Origin of the sequence: Aeromonas sp. BIGb0445 (assembly GCF_024809075.1) — a bacterium.
GTDB classification, from domain to species: domain Bacteria; phylum Pseudomonadota; class Gammaproteobacteria; order Enterobacterales; family Aeromonadaceae; genus Aeromonas; species Aeromonas rivuli.
Window position 1 is genome coordinate 199009 of sequence record NZ_JANUES010000002.1, and the last position, 26887, is coordinate 225895.

Sequence of the window (26887 nt, forward strand, 5' to 3'; positions counted from 1 at the left end):
TAATTAAAGGATATCTATGAGTGAATTTCTAAAAGTGCTGCTGAACATCCGCAGTCTACGTGCAGCAATGCGCGAGTTGTCTCTTGAACAAGTAAAAGAAGCCCACGAGAAGATTGAATCGATTTATCTGGGGCGTTTAGAGCAGGCAGAAAAAGAGCAAACAGCCAATGCTGAGCATCAGCAAAAGCTGGCTGAGTTCCAAGCGATGTTGGCTCAAGCTGGCATTGACCCGACTGAGTTGGTAGGCAGTGCCCCAGCAGCTGCGACTGCGGCTAAAGCTAAGCGAGCACCTCGGCCCCCGAAATACCGTTATGTTGAGAATGGCGTAGAGAAAACCTGGACCGGTCAGGGCCGTACACCCAAGTTCCTGGCTGAGCAACTCGAGCAAGGTCGTCAGCTGGATGACTTCCTCATCTAAATAGACAAGGCCATGCCCTCACGGTGTGGCCTTTCTGTTTACGCGCTCCGTGGCCAATTAATGTCAGCTCTCGTTGTTACGAACCAGTAATATTCGGTAATGATCTGTCGCATGACTGAAGTCAGCTCTAATGACATCCTCCACAACATCCTTCAGCATGCGCATGATGCTGGCTTAGCTCATTAGCTCAGTAGGTCACCAGTTTGATTCCGGTAGCCAGCACCACGATCACCACCGAATTCCTCATAGCCGATCCCGATGCCAGCCATAAAAGACCTAGACGCAGAACGTACCGATTTGGATGCGCGATTACGTGAAGCCATTGATAGTTGGGAGCCACGTCGTCCCAGACGCTGGCTAGCTAAATATGGCGGTTGGCGAGTTGAAAAGCGTTCCCTCCTCACGCAGCGATATTGTGCGATACGCGACGAAGCACAAGCCTTGCTGACAAACAGTTAGTCAAGAAGTGTACTGTGATTACCTCAACAAATCGCTTGTACAGATCTAGTTATCACCTGACACCGGCCTCAAACCGGTGTCTTGTTTACGCTACGTTATCGCGTACTTCCTTCGGTATCAATTTCAGTCCCTTCTTGAACATGCTGTAGGGCGTCTGCCCTTCCATCATTCGGCCCTGATGAGGCCGCTTGGTGTTGTACTGCTCCAGATAGCTATCCAGGTCTGTCTGCATCTGCTCCACCGACTCATACCAGGTCGTCCTCCCCTTGATGCGGAAATGTTCATCCAACAGTGTCCGGTGCAGCCGCTCGATAAAGCCGTTGCTCTGCGGCCTGCGTACTTTGGTGGTCCGGTGTTCAATCCCCTCCAGTTGCAGAAACAGCTCGTAGGGATGATGGTCAGGGCGCCCGCAGAACTCGCGCCCGTTGTCCGACAGGATGGTATAGACCCGAGCCTCATGGGCTTCGAAGAACGGCAGTACCGTTTCATTGAGCACATGAACCGAGGTCACCGGCAGCTTGCTGGTGTAGAGCCGTCCCCAGGCGTGGCGGCTGTAGCAGTCCAGCACGGTTTGCAGATACACCTTGCCAACCCCCTTGAGCGCACCGACGAAGAAGGTGTCGACCGCCACCAGTTCTCCGGTGTAGTGGACCTCTATCTGGCGTTCTCGGAACTCGGGGCTGAAGCGCTCGAGCAGGCGAATTTGCTCGTCATTGAGCTCAATCGTCTGTTCCCGATGGGTTTTCTCGAGACGCAACAAACAGTCATGTTTGGAGAGCAAATCGTGACGCTGCCATACGCCACGCACACCGCCCGCACTGACATTGATGCCTTGCAGGGCGAGCTCCTGCGCGACCCGAAGCGGGCCGTAAGCAGGGTTCGTTAGCGAGTAGTCGAGGATGGCTTGTTCAATCTCGGGAGCGACCCGGTTGGGATGAGCCCCTTTGCAGCCGGGTAACTTATCGAGCAACCCCTCGGCGCCATAGGTCTGGTAATTACGACGGATTTCGTAGAACTGCTGGCGGCTGTAGCCGATGAGCTTGCAGGCTTTGCTGACGTTATTGAGCTCTTTGGCGAGCCCTAGCAGGCTGAGTTTACGGCGTGCTACTTTCTCGTTGGTGGTCATACGGTGACTCCAGATAACACGGTAGGGGTACCGTTTTGTTATCCGGTTTGAAGCCGTATGACCACTCCCTTTTGTGGGCAACTGTCAGGTGAATACCATCTCTATACATGCGGACATATTTGGTGGAGGTCATGCTGTTGGCTCATGAAGCGGAATTGCGCAATGGCATGGGGCCAACGGCTATGTGGGGTTGCTGCCATTCATTACCCGAACACCCCGTACTAAACATCAATGGTTCAGCGCGATCCGATTTCTGCGCTGGTTATCAAGTCATTTCTTCGAAGCTGTCGCACGGGTGTGTGCGTCAGCCATGTAACCTCGTGGCTCTTTGAGCTTGCGGGAGTTGGAGGTCTGTCGGTGGGCTGCCGAGGGGAAGCAAGTCAGTGATATCGCCAAAATCCTGGGCATCCCCCCTAGAACGGTGACCTTTCACCTGGAGCGTATTGCCGAGAAGCTGGGAGCCAGCAATAAAAGCCAGGCGATATCCTGGGCGCTCAAGCAGGGGCTGGTGCGCCTCAATATCGATGCTGCGTTAGTGGGAAATGTTGATTAGGGTGGTCAATAGTTCTGACTGACGCAATTTATTGCCCACCCGCTAGGTTAAATCACTGCCTGAACAATATTTACCGAGACATGTGCACTGCTTGAGCGAAAACTTGCTCAGAATTGTGCGGTTGAGGCTATGGATTGCCGGTAAGTAACTGATAAATAACAGATCGAAAAAAGTGGCATGGTCGCTGCTAGAGGCTGGTTGAGTGCTATCTCGTTTAACCAACCTATTTAGGAGCATACCCATGCCAACTCCATGTTATATCAGCATTGAAGGTAAAACCCAGGGCAACATCACTGCCGGTGCCTTCACCTCCGACTCCGTCGGCAACATCTTCGTACAAGGTCATGAAGACGAGATGCTGGTCCAAGAGTTCCAGCACATCGTCACCGTGCCGACCGACCCGCAATCCGGCCAGCCTGCTGGTCAGCGTGTCCACAAGCCGTTCAAGTTCACCGTGGCTCTGAACAAAGCCGTACCGCTGATGTACAACTCCCTGGCCTCCGGCGAGATGCTGCCGACCGTGACCCTGAAGTGGTATCGCACTTCCGTGGAAGGCAAGCAGGAGCACTTCTTCTCTACCGTGCTGACCGACGCCACCATCGTCGACATCGACTGTCAGATGCCGCACTGCCAAGACCCGGCAAAATCCGACTTCACCCAGCTTATTCAGGTCTCTCTGGCCTACCGCAAGATTGACTGGGAGCACACCGTGGCCGGTACCTCTGGTGCTGACGACTGGCGCGCCCCCATCGAGGCCTAAACCTCGATTGAGTTAGAGTATGTTTTCCTTGTTCTGTGCCTTGGGGCACAACTGGATTTCCGCTTGAAATCTGTGCGTTTTCCCGACCTTCGGGTCGGGCTTTTGTATTTTGTCATGGTGCTATGATGGCGCTGATGCCATGTGGCTAGGCACCATGACAAAGCATAAAGGGATTATTACATGGCCAACCACACCGGATTACAATTCACCGTCAAGGTCGGGGCGCTGCCCGATACCACCTTCGTCGTCGCTTCTTTCAAGCTCAACGAATCGTTAAGTGCCCCCTTTGAGCTGCTGATTGAGGTTGCCAGCCATCAAGCCGATGTCGCCTTCGCAGATGTGCTGGACCAGCCCTGCGAGTTGCTGGTGTGGTACAGCGGCGAGCTGCAGCGCCGGGTCTGTGGCGTGGTGAGCGAGTTTGAACAAGGAGACAGCGGCTTTCGACGCACCCGTTACAGCCTGGTGGTCAAACCGGCCCTGTGGCGCCTTGGCCTTCGCCGCAACGCCCGCATCTTCCAGGCGCAAAAGCCCGATGAAATCCTCAGCATCCTGCTGCAAGAGCACGGCATCACCGATTACGCCTTTGCGCTGAAAAACGACCATGCCCAGCGGGAATATTGCGTTCAGTATCGCGAGTCTGATTTGGACTTCGTCAACCGCCTGGCTGCCGAGGAGGGCATCTTCTACTTCCACGAGTTTGAGCAGGACAAGCATCGCATCGTGTTTGCCGACGATGCTGCCGCATTAACCGCTGGCCCCGAGCTGTTCTTCAACCTCGGCAACCGCTCGTTGGAACAGGGCGCCTATATTCGCCAGTTCCACTACCGCAAATCGGTACGCCCAAGCGAAGTGGCGCTCAAGGACTACAGCTTCAAGACCCCGGCCTACGGTCTCTCTCATAACAAGATGGGGGGCGAGCTCGAGCACCAGCGCGACACTTACCAGCATTTTGACTACCCGGGCCGCTACAAACAGGACGGCAGCGGCAAGGCCTTTGCCCAGCACCGGCTCGATGCCCTGCGCAATGACGCCGCCATCAGCACGGGCCAGTCCAACTGCGCCGCCCTCTTGCCCGGTCAGCGTTTCGCCTTGAGCGAGCATCCCAATGGGGCGCTTAATATTGACTGGCAAGTGGTCAGCGTGAGCCACGAAGGCAAGCAGCCGCAAGCCCTGGAAGAGGAAGGGGGCGATGGCCCTACCACCATCGACAACAGCTTTGAGGTAGTCAAGGCCAGCAACCAGTGGCGTCCCCGGCTTGGCCGGGATGCGGCACACAAGCCGATGGTGGATGGCCCGCAAATCGCCTTCGTGGTGGGGCCCGAGGGGGAGGAGATTTACTGCGACGAGCATGGCCGGGTCAAGCTGCAATTCCCCTGGGACCGCTATGGCAGCTCCAATGACATGAGCTCCTGCTGGGTACGAGTCAGCCAGGGCTGGGCCGGTGGCCAGTACGGCATGATGGCCATCCCCCGCATCGGCCACGAGGTCATCGTCAGCTTTTTGGAAGGGGACCCTGACCAGCCCATCGTCACCGGCCGCACCTTCCACGCCACCAACCGGCCACCCTACGAGCTGCCCGCCAACAAGACCCGCACCGTGCTGCGCACCGAAACCCACCAGGGGGAAGGTTTCAACGAGCTGCGCTTCGAAGACCAGGCAGGTCAGGAAGAGATCTATATCCACGGCCAGAAAGACCTGAACCTGCTCATCGAGAATGATACGACGTGGCATATCAAACATGACGAACATAACGACATCGACTTTGATCGTATCACCCGAATTAAGGCCAATGACCACCTGAGCGTTGATGGCGAGAAGCGCGACCATATCAAAGCGGATTACTCGCTGACCGTCGATGCCTCCCTGCATCAGAAAATTGCGCAGGCGCTACTGGTGGAAGCGGGCCAGGAAATTCACTTCAAATCAGGCCAAAAGGTGGTACTGGAAGCGGGTGCAGAGATCACGCTCAAAGTAGGCGGCAGCTTCGTCAAGGTGGATCCCAGCGGCGTCACCCTGGTTGGCCCCACCATCAAGATGAACTCGGGCGGCAGTCCAGGTAATGGCACGGGCTGGGGCGGACAGGCCCCCTCGTTGCCGAAAGCTGTCGCGACTGAACCTTCTCCTGAGCACGTCACTATCGTCCCTATGACTCCAACGCAGGCGAGTGCAGAAGCCTTGCTAAAGACGTTGCCGCCAATGGAGAAACCCGTTTGTATCCCTTGCATGCTGCGAGCAATGAGGCAGGGTGATGCTGTCGTACAGGGGGAATAATGATGCTACCTGAGAAATTGTGGTCCGAAGATGCCTGTTATGTGCTGTTTGAAGGCGCAGAGCTTAAAGGTGAATTGCGAGAAACATTGATAGCCAACCAGAGCGGTCTCTTACGCCCGTTGCTGCTCCACCCGGATGTATTTGAACTGATTAATCTAGGCCCCTGGCTTTGGCACTGCCAACAAGCATCCGCCCCTTTGCTTGAGCAGATGATTGAGCAAGGAGTGGTACAAGGATTGATCCACAGTCAGCGTTCACTGGAAGAACTCCAACAGCAGCTTGCCATGGGGTGCATGGTTGTAGAGCCCAAAGAGCGTCATAGCCAATTGCTGCGTTTTTATACGGCGCAGGCGCTGCCTCTGATGCTGGCCGAACGCCAGGCGCCCTGGTATGGCGCTCTCTTTGGTGGAATAGAGTGTTGGTGGACATGGCAGTGTGAGGATAATTGGGCCGAGCATCAGATTGAAGCTATTGTCTCGCCTCTGTTGCCTATCCAGCTTAGCGAGCCCCTATTTGCAGCACTGATGGGAGATAAGGATCTGCCCAGATTGCTAAATCAGTGGCGGGAAGGGCACACCTTTTCGCAATTCCCGGCCTGCCTGCGTAGCGCTCAGGCGCTCAAGGCCCTGGGCAAGGCAGATAAGCGCGGCGCCTCGGCGGCAGACCGGCTACTTTGGGCCCTGATATGGCTGGAGGGGGGTAATAAAGCCCTCAATGAAGAGATTGAACAGAGCTGCGCCTAGTCGGAGGAAAAGAGAGATTTATGTCCCCTTATAATGGTTTATATGTATTTGTTTGGCTGACCTTGGCCTTGTGTTTTTTATTTTGCGCCAGGCGAAGTCGCAGATTGTGGCTGTTATCCTGTCTACAGCTATTGATGGCCTTTCCCAGCATATACGCTCTGTTTTCAGCCAAATATATCCCTTCTTTCTGGGCACTCTTTACCCTGAGTCAAAGTATTTACCAATGGGTGACCCTTATGGTGATCGTCATGGGGTCGCTGGTCCTGCTAAAAAGGAGGCCCCATGTTCAATGAGATTTTATGGGCTTTGAGGCCAGACAACTGGTCGTGGGAAAGCTGGCTCTATGCCACCTTCTTCATCCTCAGTCTATGGCTGATGGCAAGGGGGCGCAGTGCATACGTTGCGATCGCTCTGGCTGCACTATTTCTATTGCTAGAGAGTACCTATATTAGCTCCGCCCTTTCTGGCTATGGGTTTCAGCAGGCAAGAAAGCAGGCAGAGAGCCAAGAGGTCTGTGCCGATATTCAGGAGCAGGCCGACACCTTGGACTTGAAATATCAGGAATGCATCGATAGCTGGGTGAACCTTCATGACCCCAAAATAAAGTTGATCTATATTGCCGAGTTTATATTTCGCGCCCTGTGCGAACTGTTGCGTGCAGCCGCCTTTTTGTGCGTGTTCGCCATGTTGAAAAATAATGAATTGCGGCGAGTCGGCGAGGTGATCAACTGGTATAGGGCAAGAGCACATCATGACTAGTTCATGGGGCTTTCCATGATAAATACGGCCTGGGACTTGATGCCACGCTGGGGGCGCTGGCTGAGTGCCATTGCACTGGTGCTCTGGCTGGGATGGACGTTTCTGTTGCAGGAGCGACATGGCGGGGCCTCTATCGTGGTCCATTCGGTAATCGACCGCCCAATCAGTTACGTCTACGTCAATGGCAAGATGGGGAGCAACACCTTTGCGTTTGACGGATTCAGTGCAGGCGGGGGCGGCAGTGCGGGCCCCTATAAGATCGACGGCGATAAGGTGAAGATCGACTGGGAACTCGATATGACCGAGGAGCAAGAAAAAGCAGGCTACCAATTTGAAAAGCACTCGACCATCCTGCCCATGCCCAAACGGGAAAAAGGGCAGAATAACTTTCATGTCCTCTTTTTGCCCGACAACAAGGTGATTGTGCGATGGGGAGGCTGGGCAGAACCTGTGATGAATGATGTGATTGATACCTATCGGACGAGGAAATAGTGATGGTGGATAGGGATGACCTGAAGTGCCGTGTTGATCGAGAAGAGAGCCTCCATCAGGCGGGCATCAGTAGTTGCTCGCTGGCGGGGCGTTCGGCCCAGGAAGAACAAAAGAGACAAGCATGAGCGTAGAAAGAAACCTGACACAATTTATCTCCACCATGGCCACGGCTGCGTGGGACTTGATGCCTCGCTGGGGACGCTGGCTGAGTGCCATTGTGCTGGTGCTCTGGCTGGGATGGACGTTTCTGGTGCAGGAGCGTCATGGCGGGGCCTCTATCGTGCTCATGTCGGTAATCGACCGCCCCATCAGTTACGTCTATGTCAATGGCAAGATGGGCAGCAACACATTTGCGTTTGATGGATTCGGTGCTGGCGGGGGTGGACGTGCGGGCCCCTATAAGATCGATGGTGATACTGTAAAGATTGACTGGTTGCTGAGCACCACGCGGGACCAATTGGACAAGGAAGGGCTGCGGCCAGAAAAACACTCGGTCACTTTGCCCATGCCCAAGCGGGAGAAGGGGCAGGATGATTTTTGTGTACTGATGCTGCCTGACAATACCCCTATGATTCGCTGGGCCGATAGCTGCCCGGTTGAACTGGATAGCATTGTTGATACCTATCGGACGAGGAAATAGTGATGGTGGATAGGGATGACCTGAAGTGCCGTGTTGATCGAGAAGAGAGCCTCCATCAGGCGGGGATCGGCACCTGTTCGCTGGCGTTGCAGATTGGTTTCTTCTTCGATGGCACCAAGCGGAATATCTACACCGATGAAGAGATCCAGCGGCTGACCAATGTGGGACGTCTGTTTCGAGCCCATCCACTTGAGATAAAGGCTCCACTCGCCTCCTCTTATTCATACGCCAAGGTTTACATTCCCGGCTTGGGCACAGAGCTCAACGATACGACCGCTGAGCGACTGGACAGCATTCTGGATGCAAGGCAACAGGCGTTGGCTGGCGATTACCTTGACGATTTGAAAGGTCAGGCCAAAGAAACCGTGGTTGACGCCGTCAAGGAGGATTGGAGCAAGGTTCTGACCAATAAGCTGGGCGACATGCTGACCCTGAAGAGCAGTTTCGAGGCATCCGTCTCGGCGGCCAAAAATGCGGCCAAGCGAGCACTGGTCGAAGCCGTGGCACCCATCCGGGATAATCCGTTGGTCGCTGACCTGCTGATGACCGGGGTGGATGCCAGAGTCGATTATGCCAAGAACAATTTCAAACTGGCCGTTTCTGATGTGAAGAAGCTTAACCAGCTTCCCATCAAGTTGATCCAGGTGTCGGTCTTCGGGGCCGATCTGGGGGCGGCGCTGGCCCGCCGCTTTATCGAGGAGCTGCTGGAGTCGGTCTGTACCAAGGTGGGCAACGAGTACCGTTTTGAGGAGAGCAAGGTCGAGGTGATCTTCGCGGGTCTCTTCGACTGCTCACGGCGTAGCCTGCTCGATATGGGGGACACGGTGGCCGAGGTATCTGACTGGGCCAGCCTGTTCACCAAGAGCCCGGTGGCTGTGCCGCTGGGCGTGGTGGCGGGGGCCAAGGTGATTGACTATGACAAGCCCCTTCACTCAGCCGTCAAGCGAGCCCTGCATCTGGTGGCCGCCCACGAGCGGCGAGACTATCGCCCACTGCTGCCCCTTGGGCCGCTCAAGCCAGGTTGGCGGGAGGAGCTCTGCCCTGGCATCAGCGAAGATGTTACTGGGGGCTTGCTGCCCAACGAGCAGCGACCCAGTGCCGAGCTTTGCCGGGTGCCGCTGAGAAAGATGTTTGATACCGCTCGTCGGGCTCAGGTGCCGTTCCCTAACTTCCGCACGCTGAACAAGAAAGACCCATACGTGGCGAGCTATTTCGTCATGCTGGATAACCTGGCCGGATACTCAGTGCAGGATTTCAGCGACTATTACCAGCAGTGGGCCGGTCGACTTGACCCGACTCCGGCAGGTTTCGAGCGGCATATGACTTGTTACTGCACCTGGCTGGGGGAAAAGCGGTTCGACTACGAGGCTCGTCTGGAGGTGGCGCGTGGTAGTGAACGCGATGAACTCAAGGCGCGTTGGGGCTGGCTCGAGCAGGTTGGCAAAGATGCTGACGCCATAGTGGCGCATCAAGCGGCTTGGAGCAAGACGGTGCAAGCCGCCAAATACGTTCAGCACTTTAACAAGTCGAAACGGGTGCCACGGGGGGTGGATGCCTTCTTCAACTACTTTATGCATGACTTCAGCTCACAGGAGCTCAAGTACGCCACCCTCGACGCTCAGGCCAACACCATGCTCCGCAGCAACAATTTCTTCGTCCCCCGTGGCATTGAGACGGTGGAAGACGATGAGGAGGCTGCAGCGTGAAGCAGTATCAAAATTGGTTGGCTGAGTACTTGGTGAGTCGCCGCGATGGCGACCACGCCATGTCTGCCGCCCTGGCCGAGAGCATCAGTGAGTTTTGGCAGGCCAGAGGCGATAAGGCCGAGCATGCAAAATGGCAGAAGGTCTATCGGGAACACATGCAACAGACCATCTGATAGGCAAGGCTAATGGCCAGGGAAGGCGCCACATCAACTTTGAAGGTCTCACTATCTGTGCTTGCTTTTAGTTACCTTGTTGAGCTAAGTGAATATTTCAATCTTGTTGAACTATTAGGGGTAAACAATAAAACGATAAGAATTTTGATTGGAACTCACTTCGATTGGTTGGATTTAATAGCCTACACTGTAGTTTTTTATCTGCTTGTTTGTGGGTATGAAAAGTCAAGGTGATGTTTTATTTTACAGTGTATTAAAAGAGAGAAAGTAATGCGTCCAATTTTTATTGTTTTTTCAATGTCTGGAGAAGCATCAGAACCAAGTCGCTGCTTTGGTAACACCGATAGAGGAAGGTTGATGAATGGATGGCAGCTACCAAGTTCTGGAAGTAATTTTAGCGCCTATAGTGTAATCGGCACTGCATTGGGGCGTAATTATGTTCATAGCTCTGTATACAAAACTGTACTAGATACTTACACAAACTTAAATATTACTGCCCCAGAAAAACAATATGTTTATGGTGAAACTGGTTGGGCAACAGGTGGGCGCTTTCGGCCACATAAAACAAACCAGAATAGTTTGTTTGTCTGTTTATTTCTTCGTTCCTGTCATCGACAAAAATGGAAAATCAGTTCCTCTTCCAATAGAAGTCTTTTATAAGCTGGGTTACAATATAGAGTTTACGGATGAAGGTAACTTTGAGGAATACACCATTGATTTTGATGCACTTGCTGAACATTTATTGACTTTGAAGCAAGCAGCTGAACATCATGATATAAAAATATGGCGCGTTGTTTTTGATAATGAATTACAAAAAAATTTTTTGCCAATGGCAAAAGGAAATTGTTAAAAAATCAGATAAGATTTTCGACCAAAAAACCTTGGGTAAGACATGATGAGCACTATCATGTGGATTTTATGGTGCCTTGTGATAAATGAAGGCTTTTGACGAAATATGTAATGTAATTATCTACTTGGTATCACGACTATGATGTTTGATTACCCTCTTGGCATTGCCATGGGTACCCTATACGGTATGCTGGCGTTAGTTTCACTAACCACCATGCCGCTGAGGAATAAAAACGATTGCCAGCAGCTTTGTGCGCAGATTAATTCATGGTGGCGGATCTTTCCATTTGTCACTGGCGCTTTGCTCTTCTATCCGCTTGGACTGGCTGCATTGGCCATTCTTGTCTGTATGCTTAGCATTCGGGAGTTAGCGTTACATGCAGGTGATTTGGCCAATCGTTTTCGAGTTCAGGCCACTGTTCTGGTACTTTTTATTATTCCCTGCGGCTATGTACAACCGGTAATTTTATTTTTTTTGATAGTGGGCATTGGCTCGCTGGGAGTGCTTTTATGGGTATCTCATAGCCGTATAGTGCTGCTTTGGATGCTGTTCGGCTCCACGCTATTGTGCGGAATAATCCTAACGCAATTGACAGTCCTCTCTCTCGAAGAAAGTGCCGCTCGTTCTTGGATTTTTTTTCTTTTTGTGTTGACCGCGCTCAACGATATTGGTCAGTTTGTATTTGGTAAACTATTTGGCAAGCGTAAAATTGTACCAAACATTAGTCCTAATAAGACATGGGGGGGGCTCTTTGGTGGTATTGGCGCTTCGGTGTTTGTATCACTGTTGCTTGGATTATGGTTGGAGTTGGGGAGCCCTTTTCTCCTCATTATCATCGCTATTATATTGGCACTTTCAGGTTTTTTAGGGGACATTATATTTTCTGCTGCCAAGCGTTTTATCGGGGTTAAAGATTTTTCCAACTTGCTCCCTGGTCATGGTGGCATCCTGGATCGCATCGATAGCCTGATTTTGACCGCGCCGGTCTTTTACGGCATTTTATCCATTTTCTACTAAGAACTATGAACTCATGAAAGATGAATCAACTACATGGTGTGAGCAAGAGACATGCTTCCGCTCTCACGATGGCTCCTACCTGTTTTATCGAGCCTGGGCACCTGATGAATCACTCCGGGTCACAACTACGCGAGTGATTGTATTTTTGCATCGTGGGCACGAACATTCTGGCCGTATTAGATCGCTACTACCCAAGCTCTGTCGCCCAGAAGACTGGGTTTTTGCATACGATGCACGGGGTCATGGGTATACTCCTGGCGAGCGTGGCGATGCTCCCGATTTTGCATGTCTTACTGCTGATCTGGATTCGTTTGTGAGTCATCTTTGTGGTAAGTACGGTTTTACAAAGAACGAGATTTTGGTCGTGGCCAACAGTGTAGGCGCGGTGGTGGCGGCCACTTGGTTACATGATTATGCCCCCCAGATTCGCGGAGTCATCATGGCGGCAGCTGCATTTAGCATTAAGCTCTATGTGCCCTTTGCCAAACCAGCGCTTCGCTTGATGAGAGCCTTTAAACCGGACTTGTTTGTGACGAGCTATATTCGGTCGTCCATGTTGACCCATTCACATGAACAGGCTCTGGCCTATGATGCAGATCCTCTGATTGCCAAGGCAATTTCCGCCAAGATATTGCTGCAGTTAGCCGATACTGCAAAACGGATTGTCAGTGATGCCGCCGCTATTGATACACCCATTTTAATGTTGGTAGCGAGCGAAGATTATGTCGTTAGTGAAAAGCCCCAGTGGCGGTTCTTTGAGCAGCTTTCATCATCACTCAAACGATATGTGAAGATCCCTACCTGCCATCATGCCGTGTTTTATGAAAAGAATACCGACATGGCATTTAGTGAAAGTCGCCGCTTTATCGAGGAGTGTTTTGCTACCCAAATCAGCTCACCGGAGCGTTATGTGACGGCGGATCAAGCAGGCGCTAGCGCTGAGGCTTACCAGTTATTGCAACAAGAGTATTGCGACAATATCTGGCAGCGTCACTGGTTTGCTCTACAACGAAATATGCTTCGGCGCTTCGGTCATTTGAGCGATGGTATGAAAATTGGCCTAAAGCACGGCTTTGATTCAGGTGCATCACTGGATTACATCTATCGTAATCAGGCTAGCGGGCGTTGGGGAGTCGGTAAGATTATTGATCGGGCCTATCTCGATGCCATTGGTTGGAGGGGGATCCGGATGCGCAAGATACAACTTCAGCAAATGCTGGCGCGGAGAATAGAAGCGTATGATGGTCAAGAACCGTTTAGGATCCTTGATGTTGCAGCGGGTTCTGGTCGCTATGTGTTAGAGACGCTCAAGCGTTTTCAGCACAAGAAGATTGAGGTTACCCTGTGCGATGCGAACCAGTTTAACCTAGATCAAGCACAGGCACTAGCCGAGCAGTTGGGCTTGTGTGCGAGTATCCGCTATCTGAAACGCGATGCGTTTGATCCTGTGAGCTACGAAGGTGAAGAAGGGCGGTATCAGCTTGCGATTGTCTCTGGGTTGTATGAACTCTTTAGTGACAATGCGTTGGTGCGGCGTTCTCTCCTGGGCATTAGCTCGTCACTGTGTGCGGCTGGAGCATTACTCTACACGGCTCAGCCTTGGCATCCACAGCTACACACAATCGCCCATACCCTGACTAACCACAGGGGAGAAGCGTGGAAGATGCGTCCACGGCCCCAGGGTGAGATAGATGCTTTGGTGGCATTATGCGGTTGCTATAAAGTGACGACCAGTATTGGTCTTGATGGAATATTTACGGTGTCGCTGGCCGAGAAGCAACCAATGCCTTGTGCAGACGGTTGAAGATTGTCACCACAGAAAGTAGCAGTACCAACATCAAAATAATGTTAAGCCAGATTGCTTCAGCTTGATACCAATGCATGAACGCCAATAGGGAAAAAGCTACTGCTCTATCGCTTTTCCCCATTGGACCGTCAAAGCGGCGTGTCACATTTAGGCTGTGTGCTAGCACACCCGCAAACTCGGCTAACTGAGCACAAAACAGGGTAGCAAGCAGTAACAACGGATTGATCGCAGGCAACACGATAAACGGTAAATAGAGCGCCAGGTCGGAGATCTGGTCGCCAATTTCATTAAGCAGCGCACCCAAGTTGCTTTTTTTGCCAGAGTGGTTAGCCAACATGCCATCAATGGCATTGAGGGCCATTCGCAATAACAAAATAAGCGGCAGAACCAGCCAGAATCCATGCCATGGTATAAAGGTCAACGCCCCGCCATATCCAATAGACAGTAGTATTGCCGCTATGGTTACTTGATTGGGCGTGACACCCCTGTTATTTAGCCAGCAGAGGCTTGGTTTTAGTAACTGCTGGAAACGCGGCTTGAGTTGATAGATAGAAATGCTCATGGAGTTCTCTTTATTTTATTAGGCGCTGGTCTTTTTTAAATACAGATGTGCGACAAATTGGCTGCGGCTCATGCCCATAGCGCAGTGTAAATACACGGTGTGACCGGCCTGAAGTTCAATTTGAAGCCGCTCTAGAAGGGGGCGCAGTTGTGCAGGCGTCGGCGCACACATGTCCAGAAGCGGAAAGTGCCAGTAGGCTTTCCAAAGCTCGCATGGTTCGCTCAGCTCTGGGCTCAGATCGATAACGGAACAACCGCTGGGAAGTTCTTTGGCTTCAGATGCACAGAGTCGTCGTCCAACGAGTAACCTCGGTAATTTTTTTCCCCACGCCAGGGGTCGGTAATGGTGGACAACTTGCCAGCAAAAGCGATATCCGATGAGATAAGGCCAGTAGCATCCCCAAATCCATGCCGTGTGGCGTCCGGCTTGCTTGGCCAGAAATCCGGTATCGTTCAAGATGTAAGCTCGTGCAACGAGAGCCAGTGATAAGGCAAGGTAACTACCAAGCCAAATATAGTTAATGGCACAAGACAACAATAACACCAGAATAGCGGCTGTTAGATAGTAACAGGCCACAATCTGCCGAGTATTTTGCACATGAGGCACCATCGCGCAAGCAAGCAGACCGAGCACGACACCCCCAGCGACATCCGCCAGCAGATGTTGCCAAGTCAATATGGTGCTGACAGTGATCATACTGAGCCAGAGGGTCAGCCAAGAGGATCTTGGTAAGGTTCGCCATAGCATGACACAGTAGGCTACATGCAGCGATGGTAGCTGGTTGTACGGTTGGTCTAGCATATCGAGTAGTCGATAACTGATTGCGAGTGCTGGCTGACTTGGTTCTGGTCTAACAAGGGGAAAATGCAACGGTATGGCTGCAAAAATCAGGCATGCCAGTAGGGTACAAAATATCATCCGGTGGTTGAGTGTCTGTAATTCTGTTGGTCGATTGACCATAAAAAAACTGGCTGCAAGAAGGAGTGAGGAACTCGCATACGGCACAATCATCCAGGGGATAAAGGGGGCAAGGGGCTCGAAGGACATCAGAACGTTGGTCTGTACGCCTGCTTGGTGAGCCAGATAATTGGTCAATGGATAACACAAGACAAACAAGAGGCCATTGATAAAAATATATAGTCCACGCTGCTGAGCCAGCGATCGTCGTTTCATCCAAAGTCCTGACTGTTGCAGTTTAAAATCAATGTATTATGTCATGTTATGAATGATCATCAAAAATTTGAGCGCTGTTTAGTGCTGTCGGGCGGTGGTAGCCGATTTGCCTATTATCTAGGCATTCATGCTGCAGCTGAAGCTTGTCAGAAGGCACCGGATCTGCTTTTGGCAAGTTGTGGGGGAGCAATAGCTGGCGCCATCATCCAGGGATTACCAGATAGCTATACTCGCAAGCAATGGGTTCTATCACGTAAGATGTACGACTATCTGCATCACTTGCAGGTTGCCCCTCATGTGAGACTTTTTCCACAACTGCTCAAAGCCTTATCTCGCTATATGGCTTGCTATACCAAGCTGAAGGGGGTAACACGAATACCGGATCTTTACTCAGATTATTTAGTCGATTTCCCCCCCACAATTCCCTTGCCTCCACCCTCTCAGGATGGTCCCGCAATAGCCATTGTTGGTGGGCGCCTGCTGTATGAACGGTGCGAGATTGGTTCGCTCCGAAATGGTAGACCCCTTTTTACCGAAGTGCTGTTTGGTAATGAGCGTATCCGAGGACTGTTAGACAATGTGTCATCTCCTGTGAGCAGTAAAGACAGGCGTCAGTCAGCGATAGCCACCGAAGTAGAAGTGATGACAGGAGTGCCAGTTGCAGACGCAGTGCGCATATCGTTGGCGGACATTTTTTATACTCCCTGTCAGCCATATGGGGCACATCATTACTGCGGCGGAGTGATCGATCTCTACCCGTTAGAGTTGGCCCGAGCTTTGGCTCATGACGTGACGATGGAGCTCAAGCCGCCGTTTAGTCGCTATATGGCGAGCCCTGCTCTCCGAGCTGTCTTTGGATTTGATGGCAATGAGCGGCTGCGCCATGTCCATGACCAACTGCTGGACGTACGTATCGACACAAGTGACATGGAACATGCCATTCCCCCCAGTCTTATTAAGAGAGCGCAGTTATTGGTTAATCGAGTTATGGTAAGCCCTCCCTCTTATGACGAGTATGTTTCCATTGTCGAGAGACAGTGGCAGTACGGTTTTTCGCGCGGAATGGAAGGTTATGAACAGAAACAAGCCAATTTGATTCGTCCGCGAGTATGTAACCGTCATAACTGGAGTAAAAAATGAAGGTGATGATCATCGGGGGAACAAGCGGTATAGGGTTGGCTCTCGGCAAACATTATGCGAGTGAAGGCGCAAAAGTAGCTCTGTGTGGTCGACATCCGGACCGGTTGGCGGGTCATCAATTACAGTCTAATGAGCGAGTATACATCTATAAAGCAGATATCAGAGAGCGGGTGATGCTGTCGCATGCGATGGAGCAGTTTACCAAGGAAGAGCCTGCAGGACTCGATATCGTCATCGTGACAGCTGGGCAGTATGTTAGTGCCGAGCAAGCGAAAGACAGCTCTTTAGTTGATGCGTTACTTGCAACCAATATTCAAGGCGTTAGTAATGCGTTCGAACTTGCTGTTGAGTTTGGGCCTGGTCAGTTAGTTGTAGTGGCATCGATAGCTGGCTTGCTGCCGGACTATCCAGGGATCTCGATATATGCGGCAAGTAAGCGAGCAACGATTGCCATCAGTGATGCTTACCGGATTGGACTATCGCGAAGGGGCATCACCGTGACGACATTGATGCCGGGGTATGTCGATACCTTGCGTTTGAGGGAACTTAACGCAGGTTGTGCCGAACATAAGCCTTTTTTACTAAGTGAGAATAAAGCGGTTGAACTTATGGCTTCGGCGATCAAGCGGAAGGTGACAATATACATATTTCCCTGGCAGCTACATCTCATGGTGAAGATTTTTTGCCTATTACCTAAATGGCTGCAGCGATTCCGTTCTCGTTAAAGAAATAGGACCTCACTGGGGCAGCTAAAAAAACAACATAGAAGGGTAATCCCCCCATATTCAGGGGCATTCAAAAGTAGAGGTCAGGCGGCCCGCGCCAGATGCTGCTTTGGCGTGTAGCCACCCAGCGCCATATTGGGCCGCTCATGGTTATAAACCCATTGCCATTGCGTGGCAAATTCCTGCAATTCACCCAACGACTCAAACAGGTAATGCCCCAGCCAGTCATATCTCACGGTGCGGTTGAACCGTTCGATATAGGCATTCTGCTGCGGATTGCCTGGCTGGATGTAACTCAGCGCGATGTTATGCTGCTTCGCCCAGCGTTTGAGCTCCTCGCTGATGTATTCCGGACCGTTATCACAGCGGATGGCCGCAGGTTTGCCACGCCACGCTATCACCTGCTCCAATGCCCGTTTGACCCGCGAGGCGGGGAGCGAAAAATCCACCTCGATACATAACGCTTCCCGGTTAAAATCATCTATCACATTGAACAACCGCACCGAGCGGCCATCGCTGAGCTGGTCGTGCATAAAGTCCATCGGTAATCCCCCCATATTCAGGGGCATTCAAAAGTAGAGGTCAGGCGGCCCGCGCCAGATGCTGCTTTGGCGTGTAGCCACCCAGCGCCATATTGGGCCGCTCATGGTTATAAACCCATTGCCATTGCGTGGCAAATTCCTGCAATTCACCCAACGACTCAAACAGGTAATGCCCCAGCCAGTCATATCTCACGGTGCGGTTGAACCGTTCGATATAGGCATTCTGCTGCGGATTGCCTGGCTGGATGTAACTCAGCGCGATGTTATGCTGCTTCGCCCAGCGTTTGAGCTCCTCGCTGATGTATTCCGGACCGTTATCACAGCGGATGGCCGCAGGTTTGCCACGCCACGCTATCACCTGCTCCAATGCCCGTTTGACCCGCGAGGCGGGGAGCGAAAAATCCACCTCGATACATAACGCTTCCCGGTTAAAATCATCTATCACATTGAACAACCGCACCGAGCGGCCATCGCTGAGCTGGTCGTGCATAAAGTCCATCGACCAGCAGGTATTGGGTTTTTCAGGCACTGCCAACGCTGCCGGTTTTTCACGCACCAGCCGTTTCCTGGGTTTTATCCGCAGGTTGAGCTCCAGTTCCCGATAAATCCGGTATACCCGCTTGTGGTTCCAGCCAAACCCTTTGACGTTGCGCAGATAGAGAAAGCAGAGCCCGAAGCCCCAGTTGCGCTGGCTGGCCGTGATGCGCAGCAGCCAGTCGGCGATGAGCTGGTTCTCTTCGGCCAGTACCGGTTGGTAGCGATAGCAGCCTTCGCTGACCCCGAACACCCGGCAGGCGAGCCGGATGGAGATGGCGCAGTGAGCAACGGCCTGGGTGGCCATCTCGCGTCGGGTAGATGGCGTCACCACTTTTTTGCCATGGCCTCCTGGAGGATGTCGGCTTTGAGGCGCTCCTCGGCATACATCTTCTTGAGACGGCGATTTTCCTCTTCCAAGTCCTTGAGACGGGCCATGAGGGAGGCGTCCATGCCGCCGAACTTGGCGCGCCACTTGTAGAAGGTGGCGCTGCTGATGCCATGCTCGCGGCATAGCTCGGGGACGGGTGAACCTGCTTCGGCCTGGTTGAGGATGGCGATGATTTGGGCATCGCTAAAGCGTGATGTTTTCATGTAGAACCTCCTGCGTGCAAGATACGAGAAAATTCTACTTATGAGCACCCCGGATTTTCGGGGGGATTACCGAAGGAAGCGGCCGGATTCGTGCACGAGGTAACCATATAGCAGAAGTGACCTATCGGATTGGACGTTAAATGAGGCAGAAGTGATGGTCTCCAGGTGGACCCCAAAGAATACAGCTTCACGGTAGTGGAATTGTCTCGTCGGGGCGAACTGGCGCCCAACAAAAACTACCAAGCAGTTTTTTGTTGGGCGTATTCACGCTCAAATCTTGTAGTCATAACGGCAGAGCATAGGGCGCGGTGTACTGAGCTTGGAATTGTTGGGAGTGATTACTAGGTCTGCAGGCAGCATGACAGTATCCACGAGCAGTGAGCTCCCTATATCCACTAGTGTCAACGGGATGGTAAATAGTAGCAAAGGGGGGGCTGCTAACGTAGATATAACCATGCACTCTTCACCATTATCCACCGCGGTCTAGACACTGGAGTAAGGGTGGCCCAAGTTGAATCTTTTCCCATTCTTGATGTTATTGTTGCGCATCCCGTGAGAGACAAACAAATGGCCAACCAAATCAATAAACGCATAAAAGCCCATATTTTATTTGTGAAAAACTGCATTACTTCGCTCCGGCCTACTTGCCTGTTCACCAGAACCATATCTGGTTTTATTCGAAGTGTTCAGTTTGAGAAAGTGGGCATTTTAGTACAGGCGATTAGATCTAATCCAGATAGAACTGTCCGCGTACAAGAACTGGCCCTACACTGCGCTGTTGTGTGCTTTTTGACTATGTTGTTGCATAGGGGCCTCGCACCTCATGTAAATACTCTTTGATATCTGGCTCGTAAAAAAAAGAACATAGAAGGAAGCGGCCAAATGGCCGCTTCCTTCTATTCAGTTGGCAAATCACCAGCCACAAACTGCGCCCATGTATCCATCATAGGTCGACGTTGGTCTAGCAAGTCGGTACGGTGGTATGCAGCTTCTACCTTGTTTTGTACTGTATGGGCTAACGCTCGTTCAGCGAGATCCCGTGCATAACCCTGCTCGCTGCACCAATCCCGAAAGCTGGAACGAAAGCCATGTGCCGTTGCCAGACGGCCAGGAGTAGAGCTTGGCGCTTTTACCCGACGCAAAAATGTCGTTAGAACCATATCTGATAGGGGGACTTGATCGCGTGGCGAAGGGAAAACCAATTTTTCATGCAACCCCTGCAATCCCATCAGGATCTCGACAGCTCGAAGAGATAACGGGACGCGATGCATTTGTCTGGCCTTCATTCGTTCTGCTGGCAAGGCCCAAATCTTTGCTTCCAGATCTACCTCTGACCATTTCATTGCTCGAACTTCACCTGAGCGGCAAGCCGTCAGGATCAAGAACTCCAGCATTAAGCGGGTCACATCGTAACGCTCTACTGTCAGCAGATGCTGCTGAACAAAGGTTGGAATATCACGCCAGGGCATGGCTGGCTGATGCTCTGTACGCACGGCTTTACTGGGTTGTAGTGGGAGTAAGTGATTTACCACATCGACCGGGTTTGCTTGGCAATGACCATGCGCCCAGGCCCAAGCCATGACCGCATGCAGCCGTTGTTTCACTCGGCTGGCAGTTTCAGGGATCTCCAACCAGATCGGCATTAAGACCTCAGCGATCTGTGCAGGAGTGATGGCAGAGATTGCGTATTGGCCAATAATGGGGAATGCATACTGCTCGAGCGTCGAGATCCACTGTTTGCCGTGTTTGGGATTTTTCCATCCAGGTAGCAGTTTGGAGTGAACTTCTCGAGCAGCCGCCTCGAAAGTTGGGATAGAGGGTTTACTCTCTTCAGCACGTTTGAGTTCGAGTGGGTCAAGGCCATTGGCGAGTTGCTCTCGCATCTTCTGTCCTTGCTTGGTGGCATCGGCTATGGATATCTCGGGGTAGGAGCCAAGCCCTGCATTTCGGCGTTTTCCGGTCACAGGGCTGACATAACGAAGCACCCAGTTGCCACGGCCTTTCGCCGTTGACGGATGAAGTGCAAGGCCTGTTACGCCACCATGTGCAATCGCTTTGTCATCTGGCTTGAGATTACGTGCTTTAGTATCGGTAAGAAGTGCCATAAGGAAGATTCCTTGAGAATGTGGCATGCCATGGACTATGCCATCCATTGTGCCATTTAATACGGGATAGAGTCATTTACAGTCGGACGATGTTGGACGGTTTTTTCTGTAAGGTGCTGATTGCAATTGGATATTTAGGATGTAACTGGTTTTGGCTGGACTTAATTCAGGCGGTCTCCCTCACCGCCATATTGAAAAGCCCGACTCAGGTCGGGCTTTTTGCTTTCTGGTTCCTGCAGATGTTTGGCTCCTTGCCTCGATTGCCTCGATTGCCTCGATTGCCTCGATTGCCTCGATTGCCTCGATTGCCAGGGCCGCCACGCCTTGATGATCCTGTACCCGCCCTTGGGGAATATGCCACACTGACCCCCCTTGTTGTCAGGGCAGACGCCATGCCAGATCTCGCTCATCCCACAGCCCCCTGCGGCCAGACTCCCAGTGAGCCTGCGCATTTCACCCGCATAGAACGGGTGCTGAGTCATATTCATCAGCACCTGGATGAGCCGCTTTCGGTGACCGAGCTGGCGGCGCTCAGCTGCTGGTCACGCTGGCAGTTGCAACGGGTTTTCCAGAGTGAGACAGGCCTGACGGTGGCGGCTTATGTGCGCGAACTCAAGTTGAGTCAGGCCGCTGTCGCCTTGCTTGGCGGTCGGGATCGGATACTGGATCTGGCCCTGCGCCACGGTTATGACTCGGAGGTGAGTTTCAGTCGCGCCTTCAAGCAGCAGTTTGGTTGCTCGCCACTCGCCTATCGCAAGCGGGGGGTCAGGGTCGGGCTGCGCCAGCCCATCAGTCAGCTGGGGCCGCGGGGTCTGGGGGAGGGCAAGTGGCTGCAAGTGCGAGTCGAGACGCGGCCTGCCTTCAGGTTGCTGGGACTGCGTGGCGAGATCCGTGGCCTCTTTGCCGAGCAGCCCGATTTTCAACAACAAGTACCCGCCATCTGGCAAAGGGTACAGGCCCTGCCTGGGGGAGAGCAGTTGCACGGCGAGCCCCTGCTTGGGGTGAGCGATCTGCGTGTCCATCAGGATGAGGCGCACCGTTTCCCTTACTGGGCCGGGATTGAGCTGCCTGAATCGCAACCGGATGAGCCCCTCATATTGGCGGGTGCCGAGTTGCTGCGGGTGCCGAGCCAGACCTATGGGGTGGTCACCCATCGCGGGCCCATCGCCCTGTTGCCACACACCTTGAGCTGGTTTATCGAGCAGTGGTTACCCCAGTCCGGTTATCGGGGTCTGGATGGCCTGGAGCTGGAGGTCTATCCCGCCAACTATCAGGGCAAGGCACCAGAGGCCTCTATGAGCTACTGGCTGCCCATTGTCCCCTTGTCATAGCCCATAGCCCATAGCTCATAGCCCAGAGGAGCGGCCCTGATCCTGCAAACCTGGCACTGGCCGCCGGGATCTCGATCCGGTGCCGCCATGGCTGGCAGCACTTTGCCCCTTGTCCAACCTATGGGGTCAGCCTTTCCCCTCGCTCCCAGGCATCCTCTCTCCCTCTGTTTTCTATTGCCCCGCCGCAAGGGGGAACGCCCTCTCTGCCATTGAGGCTGCCCGACATTGACCCTGAACAACATAATAAAGCCTCGTAAGAGACTGATTATGGGGAGATTCCTGGGCAAGATGCCCCAAAATGTTAAGTCTGGTGCAAAATAGCTGATTAAAATGCAAATGATATTTGTTACTATTCAATCATTGGCATTCGAGGATCAGATGTACCCACTTCACCCCCCATTGACCCTGGTCGCGGCGACCCTCTCCACCCTGTTTGCGGGACAGACACTGGCAGCCCAGACGGAAGCACTGGCTCCCGGTGCTGACACCATGACGGTACTGGGTCAGACCTATCGCAACACGGCGACCAAGACCAAGCTAGACCCTATCGAAACGCCGCAGGCCATCTCCGTGGTCGATAGCCAGACCTTGGAGCAGCGGGGGGCCAGTTCGGTGAGCGAGGCGTTGCGCTATGTGCCCGGGGTCAATACCGAACTGCGGGGGGGCTCGGTCAATCGCCTGGATCTGTTCAACATTCGCGGCTTTGACAACTACCAGAACTTCTATGACGGCTTGCTGTTGCAATATAACGATTGGAACCTGCAGCCCCAGATAGACCCTGTTGCCATCGAGCAGCTGGAGGTGTTCAAGGGGCCGACTTCCGTGCTTTATGGCAGCATGCCGCCGGGCGGCATGGTCAATCTGATCGCCAAGCGGCCACAGCGCGAGGCCAGGCACAGCGTCAGCGTAGCGGGGGGAACGGGGGATCTGCGTGAGGTGACCCTGGATACGACAGGCCCCATCAATGACACCTTTGCCTACCGGATGGTGGGCCTGGCCCGTCACAAGGATGGCCAGGCGGTGACCTCGGAAGAGGAGCGCTATGTGCTGGCCCCCTCCCTGGACTGGCAGCTCGGCGAACGCACCCTGCTCAACCTCAATGTCTATTACCAGAAGGATCCGGCCGCGGGCATCTATACCACAGTCCCGGCCAAGGGCTCGGTCAATGACAACCCCCTCGGCAAGCTCGATAGTGACACCTTCCTCGGTGACGAAAACTGGAATCAGTACAACCGGGAAGTGGCGCTGTTTGGTTACAAGCTGAGCCACGATTTCAATGCCAACTGGCAGTTCCTGCAAAATGCCCGCTACATGGATGCGTCAGCCAGGCAGCACAACACCTATAACGCGGCGTTGGCGGCAGACGATCGTACCCTGGCCCGTAACGCCTATCTGACCGACGAGGAGTCCAAGGGGTTCGTCATCGACAACCAGCTCTCTGGCAAGCTGCAGACCGGATCGATGGAACACAACCTCTTGCTCGGCGTCGACTACCAGTATCTGGATGCCCAGGTGCTCTATCGGGATACCCTCGACTATTCGGCCCCCAGTATCGACATTTTCAATCCCGATCACAGCCAGATTGACCCCGATAGCCTCAACTTCATCTATCAGGATCGCAAGCAGATCAAGCAGTACCAGACGGGGGTCTATCTGCAGGATCAGCTGCGCCTCGACAGACTGGTGGCCATCGGTGGTCTGCGCTATGACAGCTACCGGATGGACACCGACAGCGACACGCTCTACAGCGGAAGTGCCAGCCACACCCTGGCCAAGATCGATCAGGATAATCTCTCCTTCCGTCTGGGCGCCCTCTATGAGCTCGATTACGGTATCTCGCCCTATGTGAGTTATGCCGAGAGCTTCGAGCCGGTGCCGGGGGCGGACAAGCATGGCGAGGCGTTTGATCCCGCCACCGGTGAGCAGTGGGAGGGGGGTGTCAAGTACCTGTCTGAGGAGATGAGCAAGACCCTGACCCTGTCGGCATTTCGCATCACCAAGAAAAATGCCCTGGTGACGGATCCGGACAACGTCTACGGACCCAAGCTGCAGACCGGCGAGATGGTCTCCAAGGGGTTGGAGCTGGAGGGGCGCATCGACGTCACCAGCAATCTGGAGTTGAGTGCCACCTATACCCTGCTCGACATGGTGATCAGCAAGGATACCACCAGTTTGCAAGGCAAGACCCCGGTCTGGGTACCGGATCAGACGGCCTCCCTGTGGGCTGACTACCGCCTCGAACAGGGCCCTGCGGCCGGTCTGCGCCTGGGAACCGGTTTGCGTTACGTGGGGGAGGCCGAGCTCGATGCCGCCAACAGCGACAAGGTGCCCGACTATGTGCTGATGGACATGGCCGCCTCCTACGACTTGGCCCGGCTGAGCCAGAGCCTGAAAGGGGTGGAAGCCTCCGTCAGTGCCAGCAACCTGTTCGATACCACCTACTACTCCTGCTACGACCAGAGCAACTGCTGGTTCGGGGCTGAGCGCAACGTGGAGGCCAGACTCAAATACGTATTCTAAGCCTGCGCCCCGGCCGGACGCCGGGGCCCTCTTATCAGGGCAGCCCACCCCATGACAACCCCTCTGCCGGCCCGCTGGGTGAGCCGGGGCTTGGCGGCGTGGCCGCACAGGAGCGGGCACTTGGCCTGGCGGCTTATGAGCGGCTGTTCCTTGCCGCCGGGGAGCTCATTCCCTCCCTCAAGGGGCAGCTGATGGAGGGAGAGAGGCCGTTGCTGGTCACGGCCGACGGCACCATGGCCCCTGCGGCGGCGGCATTGGCCCTGCATGATCACTGGCGGCTGGCACACCCGGAGGCGGGCCCCGCCTACTGGCTGACCCGCAGTTGGGGCATGCTCAGCTGGCAGTCCATCTACCTCGCCATGGTGGCCGTCTATCGGGTGGGAACCGTGCCTGCGCTGGACAAGTTGGGGCTGGGCTATAGCGCCGGTCTGGTATCGGGATTCAGCTTGCCCCTTGACCCACTGATCGGGGGCCAGCAGGAGCTGTTGATCGAGGCGGCGGGCAGGCGACTGCGTCGTCATTGGCAGGGATTGTTCGAGATGCTTGCCAGTGAGATACGGCTGCGGCCCGGCTTCGTGCGCCCGCTCCTGGCGGACGATCTGCTGGCTGCCCTGATACGAGTGCCGGATTTCTTCGGGGAGATAAGCCCCGAGGTGGTCGCGGCCCATGCGCCGCTCTGGCTGGCCGCCTGTGGCTTGCCCGCCGAGCATCTGGCCGGGTGGCGCCAGGCGTCAGGCGTGGCGGAGGTGGCGAGCGCCTCGCCCGGTTATGTCCGCCAGCGTTGCTGCCTGCACTACAAGCGCCGTGATGGCTCGCTGTGTGAGAATTGCCCCCGGCGGCAAGATGCAGCGGCTCGTTGCGATGATGAGACGGGGCAAGGGTTGGAATAAGTGTGTTGAGTGCTGGTCAAGGCCGCCCAAGGGGCGGCTTTTTCATGTCCCGAGTCAGGCCCCCATCTTGACACGAATGCGCTCGAACAGGCTCTGCAGGCAGGGCTGATCCCGATCCGCGGCCCGCACCGCGCCATACATGTGGCGGCGCACCCCGCTGCCCAGGGGGCGCGCCTCGAGCAAGCCCTGGCGCACGAACTCCTCGCTGGCCCAGCGCGGCAGGGCGGCCAGCCCAAGCCCGGCGGCGGCCATCTGCAACATGACCGAGGTGTTGTCCACCGGCTTGCAGCGCTTGGGTTCGACGCCAGCCGGTTGCAAGAAGCGGCTGAACACGTCCATGCGGGCCCGCTCCACCGGGTAGACCAGCAGCACCTCCTGCTTGAGATCCTCCGGGGCTATCCTGGTCTGCTGACAGAGGGGGTGGTCCGGCGCCATCACCAGGGTGAGATCGAAGGCGAACAGGGGCTCGAAGTGGAGATCCCCGCGGGCCTGCACGTCCGAGGTGAGCAGCAAGTCGAGCTGGCCGCCGAGCAGGGCGCTGATGGCATCGAAGCCGGGCACTGACTCCACCTCCAGATCTACCCCGGGCCATTGGCGGCGAAAGTCCGGCAACAGCGGCAGCAGCCACTGGATGCAGCTGTGGCAATCGAGCGCCAGGTGCAATCGGCCCGCGTCACCGCTGTGCAGGGCCTGCAACTGCTTCTCGGTCTGGGTCAGAGCGGGCAGCACCTGGCGGGCCAGGGTCAGCAGATGCTGGCCCGCTGCCGTCAACACCAGGGGGCGGCTCTTGCGAAGAAAAAGCTCCAGATTGAGGCGGGTCTCCAGCTCCTTGAGTTGATGGGAGAGGGCAGACTGGGTGAGGTTGAGCGTGAGCGCCGCCCCGGCCAGTGAGCCCTGCTCGGCCAGGGCCGCTATCGTCTTCAAGTGCTTGATCTCCAAGCCTGAATTATTTGGCACCGCCATGGCACATCTCCCTTGAAGGACAGTTGAGGATTAT

26 protein-coding genes and 1 pseudogene are annotated in these 26887 nt (G+C 54.1%); 19 read left to right on the forward strand and 8 right to left on the reverse strand.

Annotated features, from left to right (window positions below):
• The first annotated feature begins 16 nt into the window (after nt 1-16).
• A complete protein-coding gene (locus M2367_RS04665; protein ID WP_259235960.1) occupies nt 17-418 on the forward strand; it encodes an H-NS family nucleoid-associated regulatory protein in 402 nt (133 codons plus the stop codon).
• A 544-nt stretch (nt 419-962) separates the two neighbouring features.
• On the opposite strand, the gene M2367_RS04670 is transcribed toward M2367_RS04665, so the two are convergent.
• The gene (locus M2367_RS04670) at nt 963-2003 is read right to left on the reverse strand and encodes an IS481 family transposase (RefSeq protein WP_259235961.1); all 1041 of its coding nucleotides are present in this window, start codon (nt 2001-2003) and stop codon (nt 963-965) included.
• Nucleotides 2004-2337: 334 nt separating this feature from the next.
• On the opposite strand from M2367_RS04670, the gene M2367_RS04675 reads away from it, so the two are divergent.
• The 13 genes from M2367_RS04675 (at nt 2338) to M2367_RS04730 (ending at nt 13771) form a co-directional block, all read left to right on the forward strand.
• Nucleotides 2338-2556, forward strand: a complete 219-nt coding sequence (locus tag M2367_RS04675) for a response regulator transcription factor (RefSeq protein ID WP_259235962.1) — start codon at nt 2338-2340, stop codon at nt 2554-2556.
• Nucleotides 2557-2797: 241 nt separating this feature from the next.
• On the forward strand, nt 2798-3316 hold the full coding sequence (gene hcp1, locus M2367_RS04680; RefSeq protein ID WP_259235963.1) for a type VI secretion system effector Hcp1: 519 nt from the start codon (nt 2798-2800) through the stop codon (nt 3314-3316).
• Between the two features lie 180 nt (nt 3317-3496).
• Nucleotides 3497-5587: a type VI secretion system tip protein VgrG gene (locus tag M2367_RS04685; RefSeq protein WP_259235964.1), complete on the forward strand. Its 2091-nt coding sequence runs from the start codon at nt 3497-3499 to the stop codon at nt 5585-5587.
• Nucleotides 5587-6330, forward strand: a complete 744-nt coding sequence (locus tag M2367_RS04690) for a DUF4123 domain-containing protein (protein ID WP_259235965.1) — start codon at nt 5587-5589, stop codon at nt 6328-6330. Before M2367_RS04685 ends, M2367_RS04690 begins: the two co-directional genes overlap by 1 nt.
• A gap of 282 nt (nt 6331-6612) precedes the next feature.
• On the forward strand, nt 6613-7089 hold the full coding sequence (locus M2367_RS04695) for a hypothetical protein (RefSeq protein ID WP_259235966.1): 477 nt from the start codon (nt 6613-6615) through the stop codon (nt 7087-7089).
• A gap of 15 nt (nt 7090-7104) precedes the next feature.
• Entirely contained in the window at nt 7105-7581 is a 477-nt protein-coding gene (locus tag M2367_RS04700; RefSeq protein WP_259235967.1) for a DUF3304 domain-containing protein, read from the forward strand.
• A gap of 121 nt (nt 7582-7702) precedes the next feature.
• Nucleotides 7703-8221 (forward strand): hypothetical protein, encoded by a 519-nt coding sequence (locus tag M2367_RS04705; RefSeq protein ID WP_259235968.1) that lies wholly within the window; start codon nt 7703-7705, stop codon nt 8219-8221.
• Between the two features lie 2 nt (nt 8222-8223).
• Nucleotides 8224-9927 carry a DUF2235 domain-containing protein gene (locus tag M2367_RS04710; RefSeq protein WP_259235969.1) on the forward strand — a complete coding sequence of 568 codons (1704 nt, stop codon included), beginning with the start codon at nt 8224-8226 and terminating at the stop codon, nt 9925-9927.
• The gene (locus M2367_RS04715) at nt 9924-10100 is read left to right on the forward strand and encodes a hypothetical protein (protein WP_259235970.1); all 177 of its coding nucleotides are present in this window, start codon (nt 9924-9926) and stop codon (nt 10098-10100) included. Before M2367_RS04710 ends, M2367_RS04715 begins: the two co-directional genes overlap by 4 nt.
• 12 nt (nt 10101-10112) lie before the next feature.
• A complete protein-coding gene (locus tag M2367_RS20465; protein ID WP_404972853.1) occupies nt 10113-10334 on the forward strand; it encodes a DUF2809 domain-containing protein in 222 nt (73 codons plus the stop codon).
• A 277-nt stretch (nt 10335-10611) separates the two neighbouring features.
• On the forward strand, nt 10612-10950 hold the full coding sequence (locus tag M2367_RS04720) for a hypothetical protein (RefSeq protein WP_259235971.1): 339 nt from the start codon (nt 10612-10614) through the stop codon (nt 10948-10950).
• Between the two features lie 138 nt (nt 10951-11088).
• Nucleotides 11089-11967, forward strand: coding sequence for a phosphatidate cytidylyltransferase (locus tag M2367_RS04725; RefSeq protein ID WP_259235972.1), 879 nt, complete (start codon nt 11089-11091; stop codon nt 11965-11967).
• Between the two features lie 13 nt (nt 11968-11980).
• Nucleotides 11981-13771, forward strand: a complete 1791-nt coding sequence (locus M2367_RS04730; RefSeq protein ID WP_259235973.1) for a bifunctional alpha/beta hydrolase/class I SAM-dependent methyltransferase — start codon at nt 11981-11983, stop codon at nt 13769-13771.
• Here M2367_RS04730 and M2367_RS04735 read toward each other — a convergent pair.
• Together M2367_RS04735 and M2367_RS04740 are read right to left on the reverse strand one after the other, a co-directional pair.
• Complete coding sequence (locus M2367_RS04735) at nt 13722-14336, reverse strand: CDP-alcohol phosphatidyltransferase family protein (RefSeq protein WP_259235974.1); 615 nt, start codon at nt 14334-14336, stop codon at nt 13722-13724. The genes M2367_RS04730 and M2367_RS04735 overlap by 50 nt on opposite strands.
• A gap of 18 nt (nt 14337-14354) precedes the next feature.
• The gene (locus M2367_RS04740) at nt 14355-15509 is read right to left on the reverse strand and encodes a phosphatase PAP2 family protein (RefSeq protein WP_259235975.1); all 1155 of its coding nucleotides are present in this window, start codon (nt 15507-15509) and stop codon (nt 14355-14357) included.
• Nucleotides 15510-15524: 15 nt separating this feature from the next.
• On the opposite strand from M2367_RS04740, the gene M2367_RS04745 reads away from it, so the two are divergent.
• Nucleotides 15525-16649 carry a patatin-like phospholipase family protein gene (locus tag M2367_RS04745; protein ID WP_259235976.1) on the forward strand — a complete coding sequence of 375 codons (1125 nt, stop codon included), beginning with the start codon at nt 15525-15527 and terminating at the stop codon, nt 16647-16649.
• Nucleotides 16646-17374: an SDR family NAD(P)-dependent oxidoreductase gene (locus M2367_RS04750; RefSeq protein WP_259235977.1), complete on the forward strand. Its 729-nt coding sequence runs from the start codon at nt 16646-16648 to the stop codon at nt 17372-17374. The genes M2367_RS04745 and M2367_RS04750 overlap by 4 nt, the downstream gene beginning before the upstream one ends.
• 83 nt (nt 17375-17457) lie before the next feature.
• Here the strand turns inward: M2367_RS04750 and M2367_RS04755 are convergent.
• The 4 genes and pseudogenes from M2367_RS04755 to M2367_RS04765 form a co-directional block, all read right to left on the reverse strand.
• Nucleotides 17458-17916, reverse strand: a pseudogene (locus M2367_RS04755) (integrase core domain-containing protein); the annotation flags it as partial.
• A 40-nt stretch (nt 17917-17956) separates the two neighbouring features.
• A protein-coding gene (locus tag M2367_RS04760; protein ID WP_259235978.1) for an IS3 family transposase occupies nt 17957-19044 on the reverse strand; the annotation gives its coding sequence in 2 pieces (ribosomal slippage) (nt 17957-18792 and nt 18792-19044; 1089 coding nt in all).
• Nucleotides 19045-19314: 270 nt separating this feature from the next.
• Nucleotides 19315-19500 carry a YceK/YidQ family lipoprotein gene (locus M2367_RS20470; RefSeq protein ID WP_404972854.1) on the reverse strand — a complete coding sequence of 62 codons (186 nt, stop codon included), beginning with the start codon at nt 19498-19500 and terminating at the stop codon, nt 19315-19317.
• Nucleotides 19501-19940: 440 nt separating this feature from the next.
• On the reverse strand, nt 19941-21149 hold the full coding sequence (locus M2367_RS04765; protein ID WP_259235979.1) for a phage integrase central domain-containing protein: 1209 nt from the start codon (nt 21147-21149) through the stop codon (nt 19941-19943).
• A 392-nt stretch (nt 21150-21541) separates the two neighbouring features.
• On the opposite strand from M2367_RS04765, the gene M2367_RS04770 reads away from it, so the two are divergent.
• From M2367_RS04770 to M2367_RS04780, 3 genes are all read left to right on the forward strand, one after another.
• Entirely contained in the window at nt 21542-22480 is a 939-nt protein-coding gene (locus M2367_RS04770) for an AraC family transcriptional regulator (protein WP_396021338.1), read from the forward strand.
• 378 nt (nt 22481-22858) lie between these two features.
• Complete coding sequence (locus tag M2367_RS04775) at nt 22859-25000, forward strand: TonB-dependent siderophore receptor (RefSeq protein ID WP_259235980.1); 2142 nt, start codon at nt 22859-22861, stop codon at nt 24998-25000.
• Between the two features lie 98 nt (nt 25001-25098).
• Nucleotides 25099-25890: a siderophore ferric iron reductase gene (locus M2367_RS04780; RefSeq protein ID WP_259235981.1), complete on the forward strand. Its 792-nt coding sequence runs from the start codon at nt 25099-25101 to the stop codon at nt 25888-25890.
• 54 nt (nt 25891-25944) lie between these two features.
• Here the strand turns inward: M2367_RS04780 and M2367_RS04785 are convergent, their stop codons facing one another.
• Nucleotides 25945-26853 carry a LysR substrate-binding domain-containing protein gene (locus M2367_RS04785; protein ID WP_042042148.1) on the reverse strand — a complete coding sequence of 303 codons (909 nt, stop codon included), beginning with the start codon at nt 26851-26853 and terminating at the stop codon, nt 25945-25947.
• Nucleotides 26854-26887: the final 34 nt, after the last annotated feature.